Origin of the sequence: Pseudomonas sp. BF-RE-21, assembly GCF_019947305.1 — a bacterium.
Lineage (GTDB): Bacteria > Pseudomonadota > Gammaproteobacteria > Pseudomonadales > Pseudomonadaceae > Aquipseudomonas > Aquipseudomonas migulae.
Window position 1 is genome coordinate 24,431 of sequence record NZ_JAGYGF010000029.1, and the last position, 14,173, is coordinate 38,603.

General features: G+C 60.4%; 7 protein-coding genes. 3 read left to right on the forward strand and 4 right to left on the reverse strand.

The window, feature by feature from the left end:
* Window positions 1-158: 158 nt before the first annotated feature.
* The 4 genes from KGB25_RS18705 to aceE all read right to left on the reverse strand — a co-directional run bounded on the left by KGB25_RS18705 (window position 159) and on the right by aceE (window position 9,532).
* Window positions 159-2,852, reverse strand: coding sequence for a GGDEF and EAL domain-containing protein (locus KGB25_RS18705; protein ID WP_207284708.1), 2,694 nt, complete (start codon window positions 2,850-2,852; stop codon window positions 159-161).
* 404 nt (window positions 2,853-3,256) lie between these two features.
* Window positions 3,257-4,651, reverse strand: a complete 1,395-nt coding sequence (locus tag KGB25_RS18710; RefSeq protein WP_223436193.1) for an alkaline phosphatase D family protein — start codon at window positions 4,649-4,651, stop codon at window positions 3,257-3,259.
* 271 nt (window positions 4,652-4,922) lie between these two features.
* Window positions 4,923-6,875 (reverse strand): dihydrolipoyllysine-residue acetyltransferase, encoded by a 1,953-nt coding sequence (gene aceF, locus KGB25_RS18715; protein ID WP_207284710.1) that lies wholly within the window; start codon window positions 6,873-6,875, stop codon window positions 4,923-4,925.
* Between the two features lie 11 nt (window positions 6,876-6,886).
* A complete protein-coding gene (gene aceE / locus KGB25_RS18720; RefSeq protein WP_008027850.1) occupies window positions 6,887-9,532 on the reverse strand; it encodes a pyruvate dehydrogenase (acetyl-transferring), homodimeric type in 2,646 nt (881 codons plus the stop codon).
* 190 nt (window positions 9,533-9,722) lie between these two features.
* Between aceE and KGB25_RS18725 the strand changes: the two genes are divergently transcribed.
* The 3 genes from KGB25_RS18725 (at window position 9,723) to waaF (ending at window position 14,173) form a co-directional block, all read left to right on the forward strand.
* Window positions 9,723-9,920: a hypothetical protein gene (locus tag KGB25_RS18725; RefSeq protein WP_223436196.1), complete on the forward strand. Its 198-nt coding sequence runs from the start codon at window positions 9,723-9,725 to the stop codon at window positions 9,918-9,920.
* The gene (glnE, locus tag KGB25_RS18730) at window positions 9,917-12,856 is read left to right on the forward strand and encodes a bifunctional [glutamate--ammonia ligase]-adenylyl-L-tyrosine phosphorylase/[glutamate--ammonia-ligase] adenylyltransferase (RefSeq protein ID WP_223436198.1); all 2,940 of its coding nucleotides are present in this window, start codon (window positions 9,917-9,919) and stop codon (window positions 12,854-12,856) included. The genes KGB25_RS18725 and glnE overlap by 4 nt, the downstream gene beginning before the upstream one ends.
* Before the next feature lie 282 nt (window positions 12,857-13,138).
* Window positions 13,139-14,173: a lipopolysaccharide heptosyltransferase II gene (waaF, locus tag KGB25_RS18735; protein ID WP_008040346.1), complete on the forward strand. Its 1,035-nt coding sequence runs from the start codon at window positions 13,139-13,141 to the stop codon at window positions 14,171-14,173.

Sequence of the window (14,173 nt, forward strand, 5' to 3'; positions counted from 1 at the left end):
GTCAGACCGCCAGTTTGCCCAATGCCGCCCGGTAACGCACTACCTCTGTGGGAGCGGGCTTGCTCGCGAAGAGGCCAGCACATCCAACATCTACGTTGGATGATGCACCGCTATCGCCGGCAAGCCGGTCTCGCTCCCACAGGGATTGCGGTGTGCAGTCAGGCGATTGGGCCGCGTGGGTAGCGCTTGAGCTTTTCGATCAGCTCGGAGCCCGGAATCGGTCGGTCGAACAGGTAGCCCTGGCCGACGTCGCAGCGGTGGCGGCGTAGGAAAGCCAGCTGTTCGGCCGTCTCGATGCCTTCAGCCACGACCTTGAGTTTCAGGTTGTGGGCCATGGCAATCACTGCGGAGGTGATTTCCATGTCGTCCTGGTTGTCCGGGATTTCGTGAATGAAGCTTCGATCAATCTTAATGATGTCGATGGGGAATTTTTTCAAGTAACTAAGCGACGAGTAACCGGTGCCGAAGTCGTCCATGGCCAGGGTCAGGCCCAGGCGCTTGAGCTGGTCGAGCTGCAAGTGGGTGTCTTCGGTGGCTTCCAGCAGCAGGCCTTCGGTCAGTTCCAGCTCCAGCAGGCTCGGCGGCAGCGCTTCTTCCTTGAGGATGTTGGCAATCGAGGACACCAGGTCCGGGTCGGAGAACTGCTTGGGCGACAGGTTGATCGCCACTTGCAGATTGCCCAGGCCGGCGGCCGTCAGGTCTTTGCTCATGCGGCAGGCCTGACGGGCGATCCATTTGCCGATCGGGATGATCAACCCGGTTTCTTCGGCGACGCTGATGAACTGGTCCGGGCGGATCATGCCTTTTTCCGGATGGTTCCAGCGCAGCAACGCTTCCATGCCCAGCAGGCGACCGCTGCGCAGGCACAGTTTCGGCTGGTAGAACACGTCCAGCTCGTTCTGCGTCAGGGCGCGGCGCAGGTTGTTCTCGACGAACAGCTTGTAGCTGGCCTCGGCGTTCAGCGCTTCGGTGAACACCTGAACCTGATGCTTGCCGTTGGCCTTGGCCTTGTGCAGCGCGAGCCCGGCGTTACGCATCAGGGTTTGCGGGTCGCGGCCGTGCAGCGGCGCGCAGGCCAGGCCCACGGAGCCGGTGACGCTGATCAGTTGGTTGTCGACGAACATCGGTTTGTCGAGGGTCGCCAGCAGTTGGTTGGCGACTTGCTGACCCATCGCGAGGTCGGTGTTGTCCAGCAGCACGGCGAATTCGTTACTGGCGAAGCGCGCCAGGCTGCCGCTCGGGATCAGGCTGTTGCGCAGGCGTCGGGCCAGGCTGATCAGCAGTTTGTCGCCGGTCTGGTGGCCGAGGCTGTCGTTGATTCGCTTGAAATTATCGATGTCCACCAGCAGCAGGCTGATCGGGGTATCGCTGTCTCGGGCGAAGCGCTCATCGAGATTACGGATGAACGCCGGGCGGTTACCGAGGTTGGTCAGGTTGTCGGTGTAGGCCAGGCGCTCGATGCGCTGCTGGGCGAGTTTGGTCTGGGTGATGTCTTCGTAGATGCCGATGTAATGCGTCAGCTCGCGGTTGTCGCCGTACACCTTGGAAATCGACAACTGGCCCCAGTAGGGTTCGAGGTTTTTGCGGCGGCTCTTGAATTCACCCTGCCAACTGTTGCTCTTGGCCAGCGCCGAGGGCGCGTCGAACAGCAGTTCACTGAGGTTTTCCAGGGCCGGCAGTTCCGACAGTCGCTGGCCGTGGACTTCTTCGGTGGAGTACTGGGTGATCGCGGTGAAACTCGGGTTGACGTATTCCACCACGCCGTCGCAATTGACCAGCAAAAAGGCGTTGGCACTTTGCTCGACCGCACGCTGGAACAGGTGCAGGGCGCTGGTGGCGGTGCGACGGTTGTGGTTGTTGATGACCTGGGCGAACTGGTCGGCCAGCTCGCCGGCGAAGGCGATTTCGTCGGACTGCCAGGCGCGGGTCGCACCGGTCTGCTCCAGACAGAGCACGCCGACCACTTGGCCATCGACACGAATGCTGGCGTCGAGCATCGCGTTCACATCGCGCGGGCGCAGGCTTTCGGCCATTTCCCGGGTGCGCGGATCGCGAATCGCATTGTGGGCATCGATTGCACGGCTGCCGTGCAGCGCGTCCATGTAATCGGGGAAGCCGCTGATGTCGATCGGCTCCGGTAGAGCGTATTCCTGGGTGGCGCGGTGATACGCCGAGATCGGCACCAACATCGAACCGTCGAGGTTCCACAGGCTGGCGCAGTCGATTTCGTAGATGTCACAGGCGCTGCGGGTGATCAGCTCGGCGGCTTCTTGCAGGGAGTTGCCGGTGCTGTAGCGCTGGCGGGTCAGCAGCAGGATCAAGTCTTGCTGGGCGCGCACGCGGTCCAGGTGCAGGAGCTGCTCCTGTTGGGCGCGCTGATTGAGTTCCAGGGCGATCTGCAAGCGCGAGTTCTGGGTTTCGAGGTCCAGTGCCGGCAGCAGCGGATCGCCTTGGAACATGCCATCGACCACCAGCAGGTAGCCGCGCAGCAAGTGTCGATTGTGTTGTTTGTAGGCTTCGCCCAGTTCCAGCAGGCTCAGGGTGCCTGCGGCGGTGTGCAAGGTGTAGCGGATCAGGTAATGCGGGCTATCGGTGAGTTGTTGCTGGACCGCGTCATGCAGCTGATAGCGCGCTTCGGGCTCCATCAGGCTGGCATAGGGCGAACCGACCAGCGCACAGAGTTCCACCGCGGGCAGGCCGAACTGTCGCTCGCAATTGGGATCGAGAAACAGCAGCGCCCAGCTGGGTTCATTCAGCCGTTCGAAACGCAGCATGCCGAGCCGCGAGGGCACCGGCAACTGCGTCACTACCTCGGCCACCATACGGCTGGCGGCATCGGGTTGGCTTTTCATGGAGGGTAACTCGCTTCGAATGTGCTGATCGCGCTGGGCTCTCGCCCTCTTTACTGTTGCCTGCGGCAAGGTTGCATCATTGCGACACCGACTGACAAGAGACATGAAGGCCAAGTGCTATAAGAATATGTCGGCCGGCGTGAACATTTCTTCAGTAATGGCTGAAAACTAACGTATTTCGCTGGAAAAAGCGTTACGGCTGATCGCCAGCAAGCTGGCTCCTACAGAGGTTTGCGTGATTTCTCGATCTGCGGAGCGACGCCGGACCTGTAGGAGCCTGGCTTGCCAGCGATGGCGGCCTGAAGGGCGGCGCAGAGTTTGAGGCCGCCATCGCCAGCAAGCTGGCTCCTACAGGGGGTCGCGTAATTTCTGTAGGAGCCGGCTTGCTGGTGATGTTTTCGGCATCACCGCAACGTAATGCTCGTCGACTGTAAAAGTTTGCCGTCGCGGTCGTGATAACTGACGCGGATCTGTTCTGGCTCAACGATCAGGTGCGCGAAATTGTCCTGGCTGATGACCTGGCTGGTCAGTTCATGCCGATAATCTCCGGCGGCAGTCCGCACCAATGGCTGATCAAGGATGAAGGTGGAGGCCTTGGCGTAGGGCAGCAATTTGCTGTTGCACAGCGGCGAGGAGACGATGGTGTGCACCTCGAAGTCCGGGTCTTCGCTGTGGGTCAACCGACTGGTCAGGGAGCCGTGCACATCACCGGACACGAAGAACACGTTCTTGATGCGGCGTGTACGAATAGTCTCCAGCAACCGTAGTCGTTGCTCCGGAAAGGCTTTCCAGGCGTCATCGCCCAGGCGTTTTCGGTCGGGGTAGAACATCACGCTGGTGACCACGAATTTGACCCGTGCCGGGCTGTGGATCAGCCATTCGCACAGGGCCTGCTCCTGCTCTTCGTCGAGAATGCGCCGGTCGCCGGCCGACAGGTTGCGTCGGGTCCGGCTGTCAGTGACAAACCATTCGATATCCCCGTTGGTGAATTGATACCAATAGCGCTCCAAGTGCTGACGGATGTTTCCATCTTCAAGCAACTCATGGGCCGGGCTATGGCTGGCTTGATATAACTCATAAGCGGCGATGGCATTGTTGTAGAGAAGGTCATCGTTTTTGTTTTTATTGGCGGGCCAGTTGTCTTCGATTTCATGGTCGTCGAGGATCATGTAAGTCGGCGTGCCAGACATTAACTTTGAAATATGCGGCTGAGAAAAAGCCATGCGGTACTTGCTGAGTATTTCTTTGTATTCCCGATCAGGGGCGATGATGTTCAAGTCATCGATATAGACTTGGTCGCCGGTCATCAACAGGGCGCTGATGGGCGTTTCGGCGCGCTGCGCCAGGTTCGTGATGGAGGCAAAGATCCGGTCGCCCAGGTGCGGGAACGAAGGTGCGCCGACCGTCATCCGCAGGTAACGGCATGACCCGACGATGTAAGCCCGTGGCGCTGCGGGATTGTCGGACTGGGTGCTGAAACGGTAGACATGCCTGGGCCATTGCAGCGGCAGTTCCTGAACCGTCTCCACGGTGTGCACGGGGCTCATGGGGCTGAACCAGCCTGCCTGGTATTCGTACTCGGTATCGGTGGCGAGATCGTTGAGGGCAAAGACGTCGCACATGTCTCGCGCGCTTGTCAGTTGTTTGAATATTGCTTTGGACCACGGTGTATCACCGCTGCGTCGATAACGAATTCCACCAAACGCCAAAGTGTCTTTTTGTAAGTCGCCACGTAAAAAAATACGGGCATGTTGAGTTGTAGTGTGGCCAATAATCGGGCCGACTGTAGGTTTAAACATATTCGAATCCATTCGAAGGGGTATTAACTAAATAAGTAAGCCGACTAAACCTTTAGTTAGTCATTTGTATAGCCAAGCCTAGTGGGAGACCGGCAAAAAATATCGTGCCGAAGTGGATTCGAGTTGTGGGCTAACTCAACCACGAACGTAGGAAAGTGACTTTCTTCAAGTCAAAAAAAGCCCCGCCAAATTGGCGGGGTTGAGGTACGAGCGTGGCGCTCGGAAAACGTGAAACGCGAACGGCCCTCCGGTGAAGGAGGGCTGGCCGGTGTTACAGCAAGATGGTGCGGATGTCCGCCAGCAGGCTGCTCAGACGCTGGGTGAAGCGTGCAGCAGCGGCGCCGTTGATCACACGGTGATCGTAGGACAGCGACAGCGGCAGCATCAGTTTCGGCTGGAAGGCTTTGCCGTCCCAGACTGGCTGGATGGTTGCCTTGGAAACACCGAGGATCGCCACTTCCGGCGCGTTGACGATCGGCGTGAAGCCGGTGCCGCCAATGTGGCCGAGGCTGGAAATGGTGAAGCAGGCGCCTTGCATGTCGTCAGCGGTGAGCTTCTTGTCGCGGGCTTTGGCAGCCAGCGCAGCGGCTTCGGCTGCCAGTTGCAACAGGCTCTTTTGGTCGACGTTCTTGATGACCGGAACCAGCAGGCCTTCAGGGGTGTCGACGGCGAAGCCGATGTTCACGTACTTCTTGCGGATGATCGCCTTGCCGCTTGGTGCCAGCGAACTGTTGAAGTCCGGCAGTTCCTTGAGCATGTGCGCGCAGGATTTGAGCAGCAGCGGCAGGATGGTCAGCTTGACGCCGGCCTTCTCTGCAACGGCTTTCTGAGCGATACGGAACGCTTCCAGCTCGGTGATATCAGCCGAATCGAACTGAGTCACGTGCGGGATGTTCAACCAGCTGCGGTGCAGGCTCGACGCGCCGATTTGCATCAGGCGAGTCATCGGCACTTCTTCAGTTTCACCGAAGCGGCTGAAGTCCACGACCGGAATCGGCGGGATGCCCGCGCCACCGGTTGCGCCGGCAGCAGCGGCCGGTGCTTCCTTGGCCTTCTGCATCATGGCTTTGACGTAAACCTGCACGTCTTCTTTCAGCACACGACCGTGCGGGCCGCTTGGGCTGACCGCGCTCAGCTCGACGCCGAATTCGCGGGCCAGTTGGCGTACTGCAGGGCCTGCGTGAACCTTGGCGCCCGATTTGGCCGGGGCCGCCGCAGGTGCTGGAGCAGCAGGAGCAGCGGCGGCTGGCGCAGGAGCGCTCGGTGCCGCAGCGGCTGGAGCCGACGCAGCAGCCGGGGCAGCAGCAGGCGCAGCACCTTTGACTTTCAGCTTCAGGATCAGGTCGCCGGTACCGACTTCGTCATCCAGCTTGATGGAAATGCTTTCCACCACGCCAGCGGCAGGCGATGGGATTTCCATGCTCGCCTTGTCGGATTCCAGGGTGATCAGCGACTGGTCGGCGGCGACGGTGTCACCGGCCTTGACCAGTACTTCGATGATCTTGGCCTTGCCCGCCGAACCGATGTCCGGGACGTGAATGTCCTGAACGCTGTCGGCAACCGGTGCAGCAGGGGCGGCAGCGGCTGGCGCAGGTGCAGCGGCAGGAGCAGCCGCCTGAGCTGGCGCGGCCGCAGCCGGTGCCGCAGCACCTGCCACTTCCAGGTCCAGAATCAGGTCGCCGGTGCCGACTTCGTCGTTGAGCTTGACGCTGATGGCTTTGATCACGCCAGCGGCAGGCGATGGAATTTCCATGCTCGCCTTGTCGGATTCCAGGGTGATCAGCGACTGATCAGCCTCGACGGTGTCGCCGACCTTGACCTGGATCTCGATGATCTGGGCCTTGCCTGCCGAACCGATGTCCGGCACGTGCACTTGCTGAACCGAAGCGGCAGCTGGCGCAGCAGCAGGAGCGGCCGGCGCTGGAGCAGCGGCCGGTTTCTCTGCGGCTTTGGCTGCAGGCGCGGCAGCCGCAGGAGCCGCAGCAGCGGCACCTTCGACTTCCAGCTCCAGCAGTTCGTCGCCTTCTTTCAGGCGGTCGCCCAGCTTCACTTTCAGGCTCTTGATGATACCGGCCTTCGGCGCAGGCACTTCCATGCTCGCCTTGTCCGACTCAAGTGTCAGGATGCTCTGGTCGGCTTCGATACGGTCGCCGACCTTCACAAACAGTTCAATTACTTCACCTTCACCGCTGCCGATGTCAGGTACGCGAATGAGTTCGCTCACAGAATCTCTCCTCAGCAGTCCAGTGGGTTGCGTTTTTCCGGGTTGATACCGAACTTGGCGATGGCTTCAGCCACCACTTTAGGTTCGATGTCACCACGGTCAGCCAGTGCTTCCAGGGCTGCCAACACCACGAAATGACGATCGACTTCGAAGAAGTGACGCAGCTTTTTGCGGCTGTCACTGCGGCCGAAACCGTCGGTGCCCAGGACTTTGAATTCCTTGGACGGGACCCACTGACGAATTTGCTCAGCGAACAGCTTCATGTAGTCGGTAGACGCGATGACCGGACCTTGACGGCCGTTCAGGCACTCTTCGACGTAGCTCAGTTTAGGCTTCTGGCCAGGGTGCAGACGGTTGGTGCGCTCGACGGCCAGGCCATCGCGACGCAGTTCGTTGAAGCTGGTAACGCTCCACACGTCGGCGCCAACGTTGAACTGCTCGCGCAGGATCTTCGCCGCTTCACGGACTTCACGCAGGATGGTGCCGGAGCCCATCAGCTGAACGTGGTGCGCCGCTTCGCGGGTGTCTTCTTCGAGCAGGTACATGCCCTTGATGATGCCTTCCTCGACACCGGCCGGCATGGCTGGCTGCTGGTAGGACTCGTTCATCACGGTGATGTAGTAGAAAACGTCCTGCTGCTCTTCGGTCATCTTCTTCATGCCGTCCTGAATGATCACCGCCAGCTCGTAGCCGTAGGTTGGATCATAGGTGCGGCAGTTCGGGATGGTGGCAGCCAGGATGTGGCTGTGACCGTCTTCGTGTTGCAGGCCTTCGCCGTTCAGCGTGGTCCGGCCGGCGGTGCCGCCGATCAGGAAGCCACGGGTACGGCTGTCGCCGGCAGCCCAGGCCAGGTCGCCGATACGCTGGAAGCCGAACATCGAGTAGAAGATGTAGAACGGCAGCATTGGCTGGTTGTGGCTGGAGTACGAAGTACCGGCAGCGATGAAGGAGCTCATGGCGCCCGCTTCGTTGATGCCTTCTTCGAGGATCTGGCCCTTTTTGTCTTCCTTGTAGAACATCACCTGGTCTTTATCGACTGGCTCGTAGAGCTGGCCGACGGACGAGTAGATGCCCAACTGACGGAACATGCCTTCCATACCGAAGGTACGGGCTTCGTCGGGGATGATCGGAACGATGCGCGGGCCGATTTCCTTGTCCTTGACCAGCTGCGCGAGGATCCGCACGAAGGCCATGGTGGTGGAAATTTCACGGTCGCCCGAGCCGTCGAGGATCGCCTTGAGCGTATCCAGCGATGGCGTCGGTACGCTGAAGCTCTGCGCGCGGCGCTGTGGCACGAAGCCGCCCAGTGCAGTGCGGCGCTCGCTCAGGTAGCGGGCTTCGGCGCTGTTTGGCTCTGGCTTGAAGAACGGCAGGTTTTCCAGCTCGTCGTCTTTGACCGGGATGTCGAAACGATCACGGAACAACTTCAGGCTGTCGACGTCGACTTTCTTGGTGTTGTGCGCAGTGTTTTTCGCTTCGCCGGCACCGGTGCCATAACCTTTGATGGTCTTGGCCAGGATGACGGTCGGTTGTTCTTTGTGGTTGACCGCTTCGTGGTACGCCGCGTAGACCTTGTACGGGTCGTGGCCGCCACGGTTGAGTTTCCAGATCTCGTCGTCGGACAGGTCTGCAACCATCGCCTTGAGTTCTGGCGTGTTGAAGAAGTGTTCACGCACGAATGCGCCGTCTTTGGCTTTGTAGTTCTGGTACTCGCCGTCGATGACTTCGTCCATGCGACGTTGCAGGATACCGTCGACGTCTTTGGCCAGCAGTGGGTCCCAGAAACGGCCCCAGATGACTTTGGTCACATTCCACTGAGCACCGCGGAACACACCTTCGAGTTCCTGGATGATCTTGCCGTTGCCGCGAACCGGGCCGTCGAGGCGCTGCAGGTTGCAGTTGATGACGAAGATCAGGTTGTCGAGCTTCTCGCGGCCAGCCAGCGAGATCGCGCCCAAGGATTCCGGCTCGTCGCACTCGCCGTCGCCCAGGAAGCACCAGACTTTCTGCTTGCCTTCCGGAATGAAGCCACGGGCTTCCAGGTACTTCATGAAGCGCGCCTGGTAGATCGCCTGGATCGGGCCCAGACCCATGGATACAGTCGGGAACTGCCAGAAATCAGGCATCAGCCAAGGGTGCGGGTAGGACGACAGGCCCTGACCGTCCACTTCCTGGCGGAAGTTGTTCATCTGGTCTTCGGTGATGCGGCCTTCCATGAACGCACGGGCGTAAACGCCTGGCGAGGTGTGGCCCTGGAAGTAGATCAGGTCGCCGCCGTGTTCGTCGGTCGGGGCCTGGAAGAAATAGTTGAAGCCGATGTCGTACAGGGTTGCGCTGGAGGCGAAGCTGGAGATGTGACCGCCCAGGTCAGAATCTTTCAGGTTCGTGCGCATCACCATGGCCATCGCGTTCCAGCGTACCAGCGAGCGAATGCGGCGTTCCATGAACAGGTCGCCAGGCATGCGTGCTTCGTGGGTAACGGGAATGGTGTTGCGGTATGGCGTGGTGATGGCGTAAGGCAATTGCGAACCGCTGCGGGTTGCGAGTTCGCCCATACGGGTCATCAGATAGTGAGCACGGTCTTCGCCTTCTTTGTCGAGAACCGATTCCAGGGCGTCCAGCCATTCCTGGGTTTCGACGGGATCGAGGTCTTGCATGGCTTGCTCCAGGGCGGAAAGGCTTCCAGAATCGGTTGCCTGAGTTTGCGACTGGCCTTGTGGGCAGACGATATAAATTCTTGGATTGCCGAGAGGTAGGATTCGGCGGCGTGTAGTTTTACTACAAATCATCGGGCATTTCAGCTATTCGAATGTATATACGAGTAGTAAAACTACAGATGAGCGGCTTGTGACCTCCGGCTACGTTGTGAGAATAATCGTTAAGGTTGGTCTTTTGCCAACCGAAAAAGGTGAAAGCTTGATGCTGCCTGCCAAAAATAAAGAAATTTCAGCTATTTCTAACCTTTGTTCGACAGTCGATCAGGTAGTGCAATTTGAAAATTCACTACATGCAGCCTCCTACACGCCGATCAAGGATAGACCATGAGCCTCCCTACGCTTGCTGAACTGCCCGGCATTCTCCTGCCGTTTGTCACCCGCGCCGAGCAGTCGTTCCGTACGGCCGTCGAGGCTCTTGATGATGATCAAGGCCTGTCCGCCTGGACGCCTGAGCGCTGGGCGCAATTCGCCCGCGTCACCGCCGCCAGCGACTTCGTGATTGAACAGAGCGCACGTGACCCTTTGATGTTGCTGGCGCTGGTGCAGTCCGGTGAGTTGGACCGTGGCTATGCTCCCGGCGAACTGTGCGCGCAGATTGCGGCAGCGGTGAACGCGGCTGAAACCGAAGACGAGCTCGGTCGCGCCCTGCGTCGCCAGCGCACCCGCCATCAAGTGCGGATCATCTGGCGCGACCTGACCCGTCAGGCCGATCTGGTCCAGACCTGCCGCGACCTCTCGGACATGGCCGATGCGAGCATCGATCAGGCCTATCAGTGGTTGTACTCGCGGCATTGCCAGCAGTTCGGCGTGCCCACCGGCCGGCGCAGCGGCGAGCCGCAGCAGATGGTCATCCTCGGCATGGGCAAGCTCGGCGCGGTCGAGCTGAACCTGTCGTCGGACATCGACCTGATCTTCGCCTACCCCGAGGGTGGCGAAACCGTCGGCGTGAAACGCTCGCTGGATAATCAGGAATTTTTCATCCGCCTCGGTCAGCGCGTGATCAAGGCGCTGGACCCGATGACCGTTGACGGCTTTGTGTTCCGCGTCGACATGCGCCTGCGCCCTTACGGTTCGTCGGGTGCGCTGGTGTTGAGCTTCAACGCGCTGGAGCAGTATTACCAGGATCAGGGCCGTGACTGGGAACGCTACGCGATGATCAAGTCGCGGGTGGTGGCCGGCGACCAAGTGGCCGGCGCACAGCTGCAAGACATGCTGCGCCCGTTCGTTTACCGGCGTTACCTGGACTTCTCCGCCATCGAAGCGCTGCGCACGATGAAGCAGCTGATTCAGCAGGAAGTCCGGCGCAAGGGCATGGCCGACAATATCAAGCTCGGCTCCGGCGGCATCCGCGAAGTCGAGTTTATCGCCCAGGCGTTCCAGCTGATCCACGGTGGCCGCGACCTGAGCCTGCAACAACGTCCTCTATTAAAAGTACTGAGCACGCTGGAAGGTCAGGGTTACCTGCCGCCGGCGGTGGTCAGCGAGCTGCGCGAAGGCTACGAATTCCTGCGTTACACCGAGCACGCGATCCAGGCGATTGCCGACCGCCAGACGCAGATGTTGCCGGACGGGGCGCAGGATCAGGCGCGCATTGCCTTTATGTTGGGCTTCGCCGATTGGGACGCCTTTCATGAGCAGCTGATGTATTGGCGCGGTCGCGTGGCCTGGCACTTTGGCCAGGTGATCGCCGACCCTGATGAAGAGGAAGGCACCGAAAGCGAAGTGGTGGTCGGCGGTGAATGGCTGCCATTGTGGGAGGAGGCGCAGGACGAAGAGGCCGCTTGTCGCCAATTGGAGGAGGGCGGTTTCGTCGATGCCACCAAAGCGCTGAAGGCCTTGGCCAGCCTGCGCAGCAGCCCGCAATTGCGCGCGATGCAGCGTTTGGGCCGCGAACGCCTTGATGCGTTCATTCCACGGTTGCTGGCCCAGGCGGTCGAACACGCCAACCCGGATCTGGTGCTGGAGCGCGTGCTGCCACTGGTCGAAGCGGTGGCCCGACGCTCCGCGTACCTGGTGCTGCTGACTGAAAACCCCGGCGCGCTGCGACGTTTGCTGACCTTGTGCGCCGCGAGCCCGTGGATCGCTGAACAGATCACGCGCTTCCCGCTGCTGCTCGACGAATTGCTCAACGAAGGCCGGTTGTTCAAACCGCCCTTGGCGCCGGAACTGGCCGCCGAGTTGCGCGAGCGCCTGACACGAATCCCCGAGGATGACCTCGAACAACAAATGGAAGCCCTGCGCCATTTCAAACTGGCGCACCGCTTGCGCGTCGCCGCGTCGGAAATCGCCGGCAGCCTGCCGTTGATGAAAGTCAGCGATTACCTGACCTGGCTTGCCGAGGCGATCCTCGAACAAGTGCTGGCCCTGGCCTGGCGCCAGACCGTGGCCAAGTACGGCACGCCGCAGCGCACCGATGGCACCTTGTGCGATCCAGGCTTCATCATTGTCGGTTACGGGAAAGTCGGTGGTCTAGAACTCGGGCATGGTTCGGACCTGGACCTGGTGTTCATTCACGATGGCGATCCGCAGGCAGAAACCGACGGGCCGAAACCGATCGACGGCGCGCAATTTTTCACCCGGCTGGGGCAGCGGATCATTCACTTGCTCACGGCCCAGACCAACTCCGGTCAGCTGTATGAGGTGGACATGCGTCTGCGACCATCCGGTGCTTCGGGCCTGTTGGTGAGTTCGCTCGGGGCGTTTGCCCGTTATCAGGAAAACGAAGCCTGGACCTGGGAGCATCAGGCGCTGGTACGGGCGCGGGTGCTGGTGGGCAGTCAGGATGTCGGCCAGGCGTTCGAGAAGGTTCGTGCGGCGATATTGGGCAAAGTTCGGGATTTGCCGACCTTGCGTCAGGAGGTCAGCGAGATGCGCGCGAAGATGCGCGATAACCTTGGCAGCAAGAGCACCGCGGCCGGCACCGGGGCGAATGCCTTCGAAGCCACGGCGCCGTTCGATCTCAAGCAGGACGCGGGAGGTATCGTCGATATTGAATTTATGGTGCAATACGCGGCTCTGGCGTGGTCCGAAACACACCCGCCATTGCTGCGCTGGACCGACAATATCCGCATTCTGGAAGAGCTGGAACACGAAGGGCTGATGCCTGCCGAAGACGCCAGCCTGTTGCGCGAGGCCTATAAAGCCTACCGCTCCGCCGCGCACCGGCAGGCCTTGCAGAAGGACGCCGGGGTGATACCGGGCGACCAGTTCGCGGACGAGCGGCGGCAGGTATTGCGGATCTGGCGCGAGCTGGGACTAAGCTGAAACCGGACAGTGGCAGCACCGAATACCCCTGTAGGAGCAAGCTTGCTCGCGATGGCGGAGTGTCAGTCACCACCAATGCTGGATGTGATGGCCTCATCGCGAGCAAGCTTGCTCCTACAGTAGATCTGCGTTGTTTTGTAAATTGAGGCAGCTAAGCTGCACCGCACTGGATGTGCACCAATACCCAATGTGGGAGCAAACTCCCACAGTAGATCTGCAGTGTTTTGTAGAATTCTCGAGGCGGGGAGGCGTATGCCTCCCCGGTTCGTTTTTGGAAACCACATGAAAATTCTGATCGTTGGGCCCAGTTGGGTCGGTGACATGGTGATGGCGCAGACACTGTTTCAGTGTCTCAAGCAACGCCACCCGCAATGCGAAATCGACGTGCTGGCCCCCGAGTGGAGCCGGCCGATTCTTGAGCGCATGCCCGAAGTTCGCCAGGCCTTGAGCTTTCCGCTCGGCCACGGCGCGCTGGAACTGGCGACGCGTCGGCGCATCGGCAAATCCCTGGCCGGTCAGTACGACCAGGCGATCCTGCTGCCCAATTCCCTGAAGTCGGCGCTGGTGCCGTTCTTCGCCGGTATCCCGAAACGCACCGGCTGGCGTGGCGAATTTCGCTACGGCTTGCTCAATGACGTGCGCACGCTGGACAAAGAACGTTACCCGCTGATGATCGAGCGCTTCATGGCGCTGGCGTACGAGCCCGGCCTTGATCTGCCGAAACCGTATCCGCGCCCGAGCTTGCAGATCGATCCGGTCACCCGTGAAGCGGCGCTGGCCAAATTCGGCCTGAGCCTCGACCGTCCGGTGTTGGCGCTGTGCCCCGGGGCCGAGTTTGGCGAGTCCAAGCGCTGGCCGTCCGAGCATTACGCCCAGGTCGCCGAAGCGAAGATTCGCGAAGGCTGGCAAGTCTGGCTGTTCGGTTCGAAAAACGATCACGCCGTTGGCGAAGACATTCGCGCGCGGTTGATTCCCGGCCTGCGTGAAGAGTCGGTGAACCTCAGCGGTGGCACGTCCCTGGCCGAGGCTATCGACCTGATGTCCTGCGCGGACTCGGTGGTGTCCAACGATTCCGGTCTGATGCACGTCGCCGCGGCACTCAATCGCCCGTTGGTGGCGGTGTACGGCTCGACGTCGCCGGGCTTCACGCCGCCGCTGGCCGAACATGTCGAGATCGTGCGCCTGGGTATCGAATGCAGCCCGTGCTTTGATCGCACGTGCCGCTTTGGTCATTACAACTGCCTGCGCCAGCTGATGCCGCAAGCAGTGAACGAAGCCTTGCAGCGGTTGCAGGGCACTGTGGTCGAGGTCAAATAG

Excerpts from the sequence above, each read along its gene's own strand:
- glnE (WP_223436198.1), top strand. The coding sequence starts at position 9,917 with ATGAGCCTCCCTACGCTTGCTGAACTGCCCGGCATTCTCCTGCCGTTT.
- aceE (WP_008027850.1), bottom strand. The coding sequence starts at position 9,532 with ATGCAAGACCTCGATCCCGTCGAAACCCAGGAATGGCTGGACGCCCTG.
- waaF (WP_008040346.1), top strand. The coding sequence starts at position 13,139 with ATGAAAATTCTGATCGTTGGGCCCAGTTGGGTCGGTGACATGGTGATG.
- KGB25_RS18705 (WP_207284708.1), bottom strand. The coding sequence starts at position 2,852 with ATGAAAAGCCAACCCGATGCCGCCAGCCGTATGGTGGCCGAGGTAGTG.
- KGB25_RS18710 (WP_223436193.1), bottom strand. The coding sequence starts at position 4,651 with ATGTTTAAACCTACAGTCGGCCCGATTATTGGCCACACTACAACTCAA.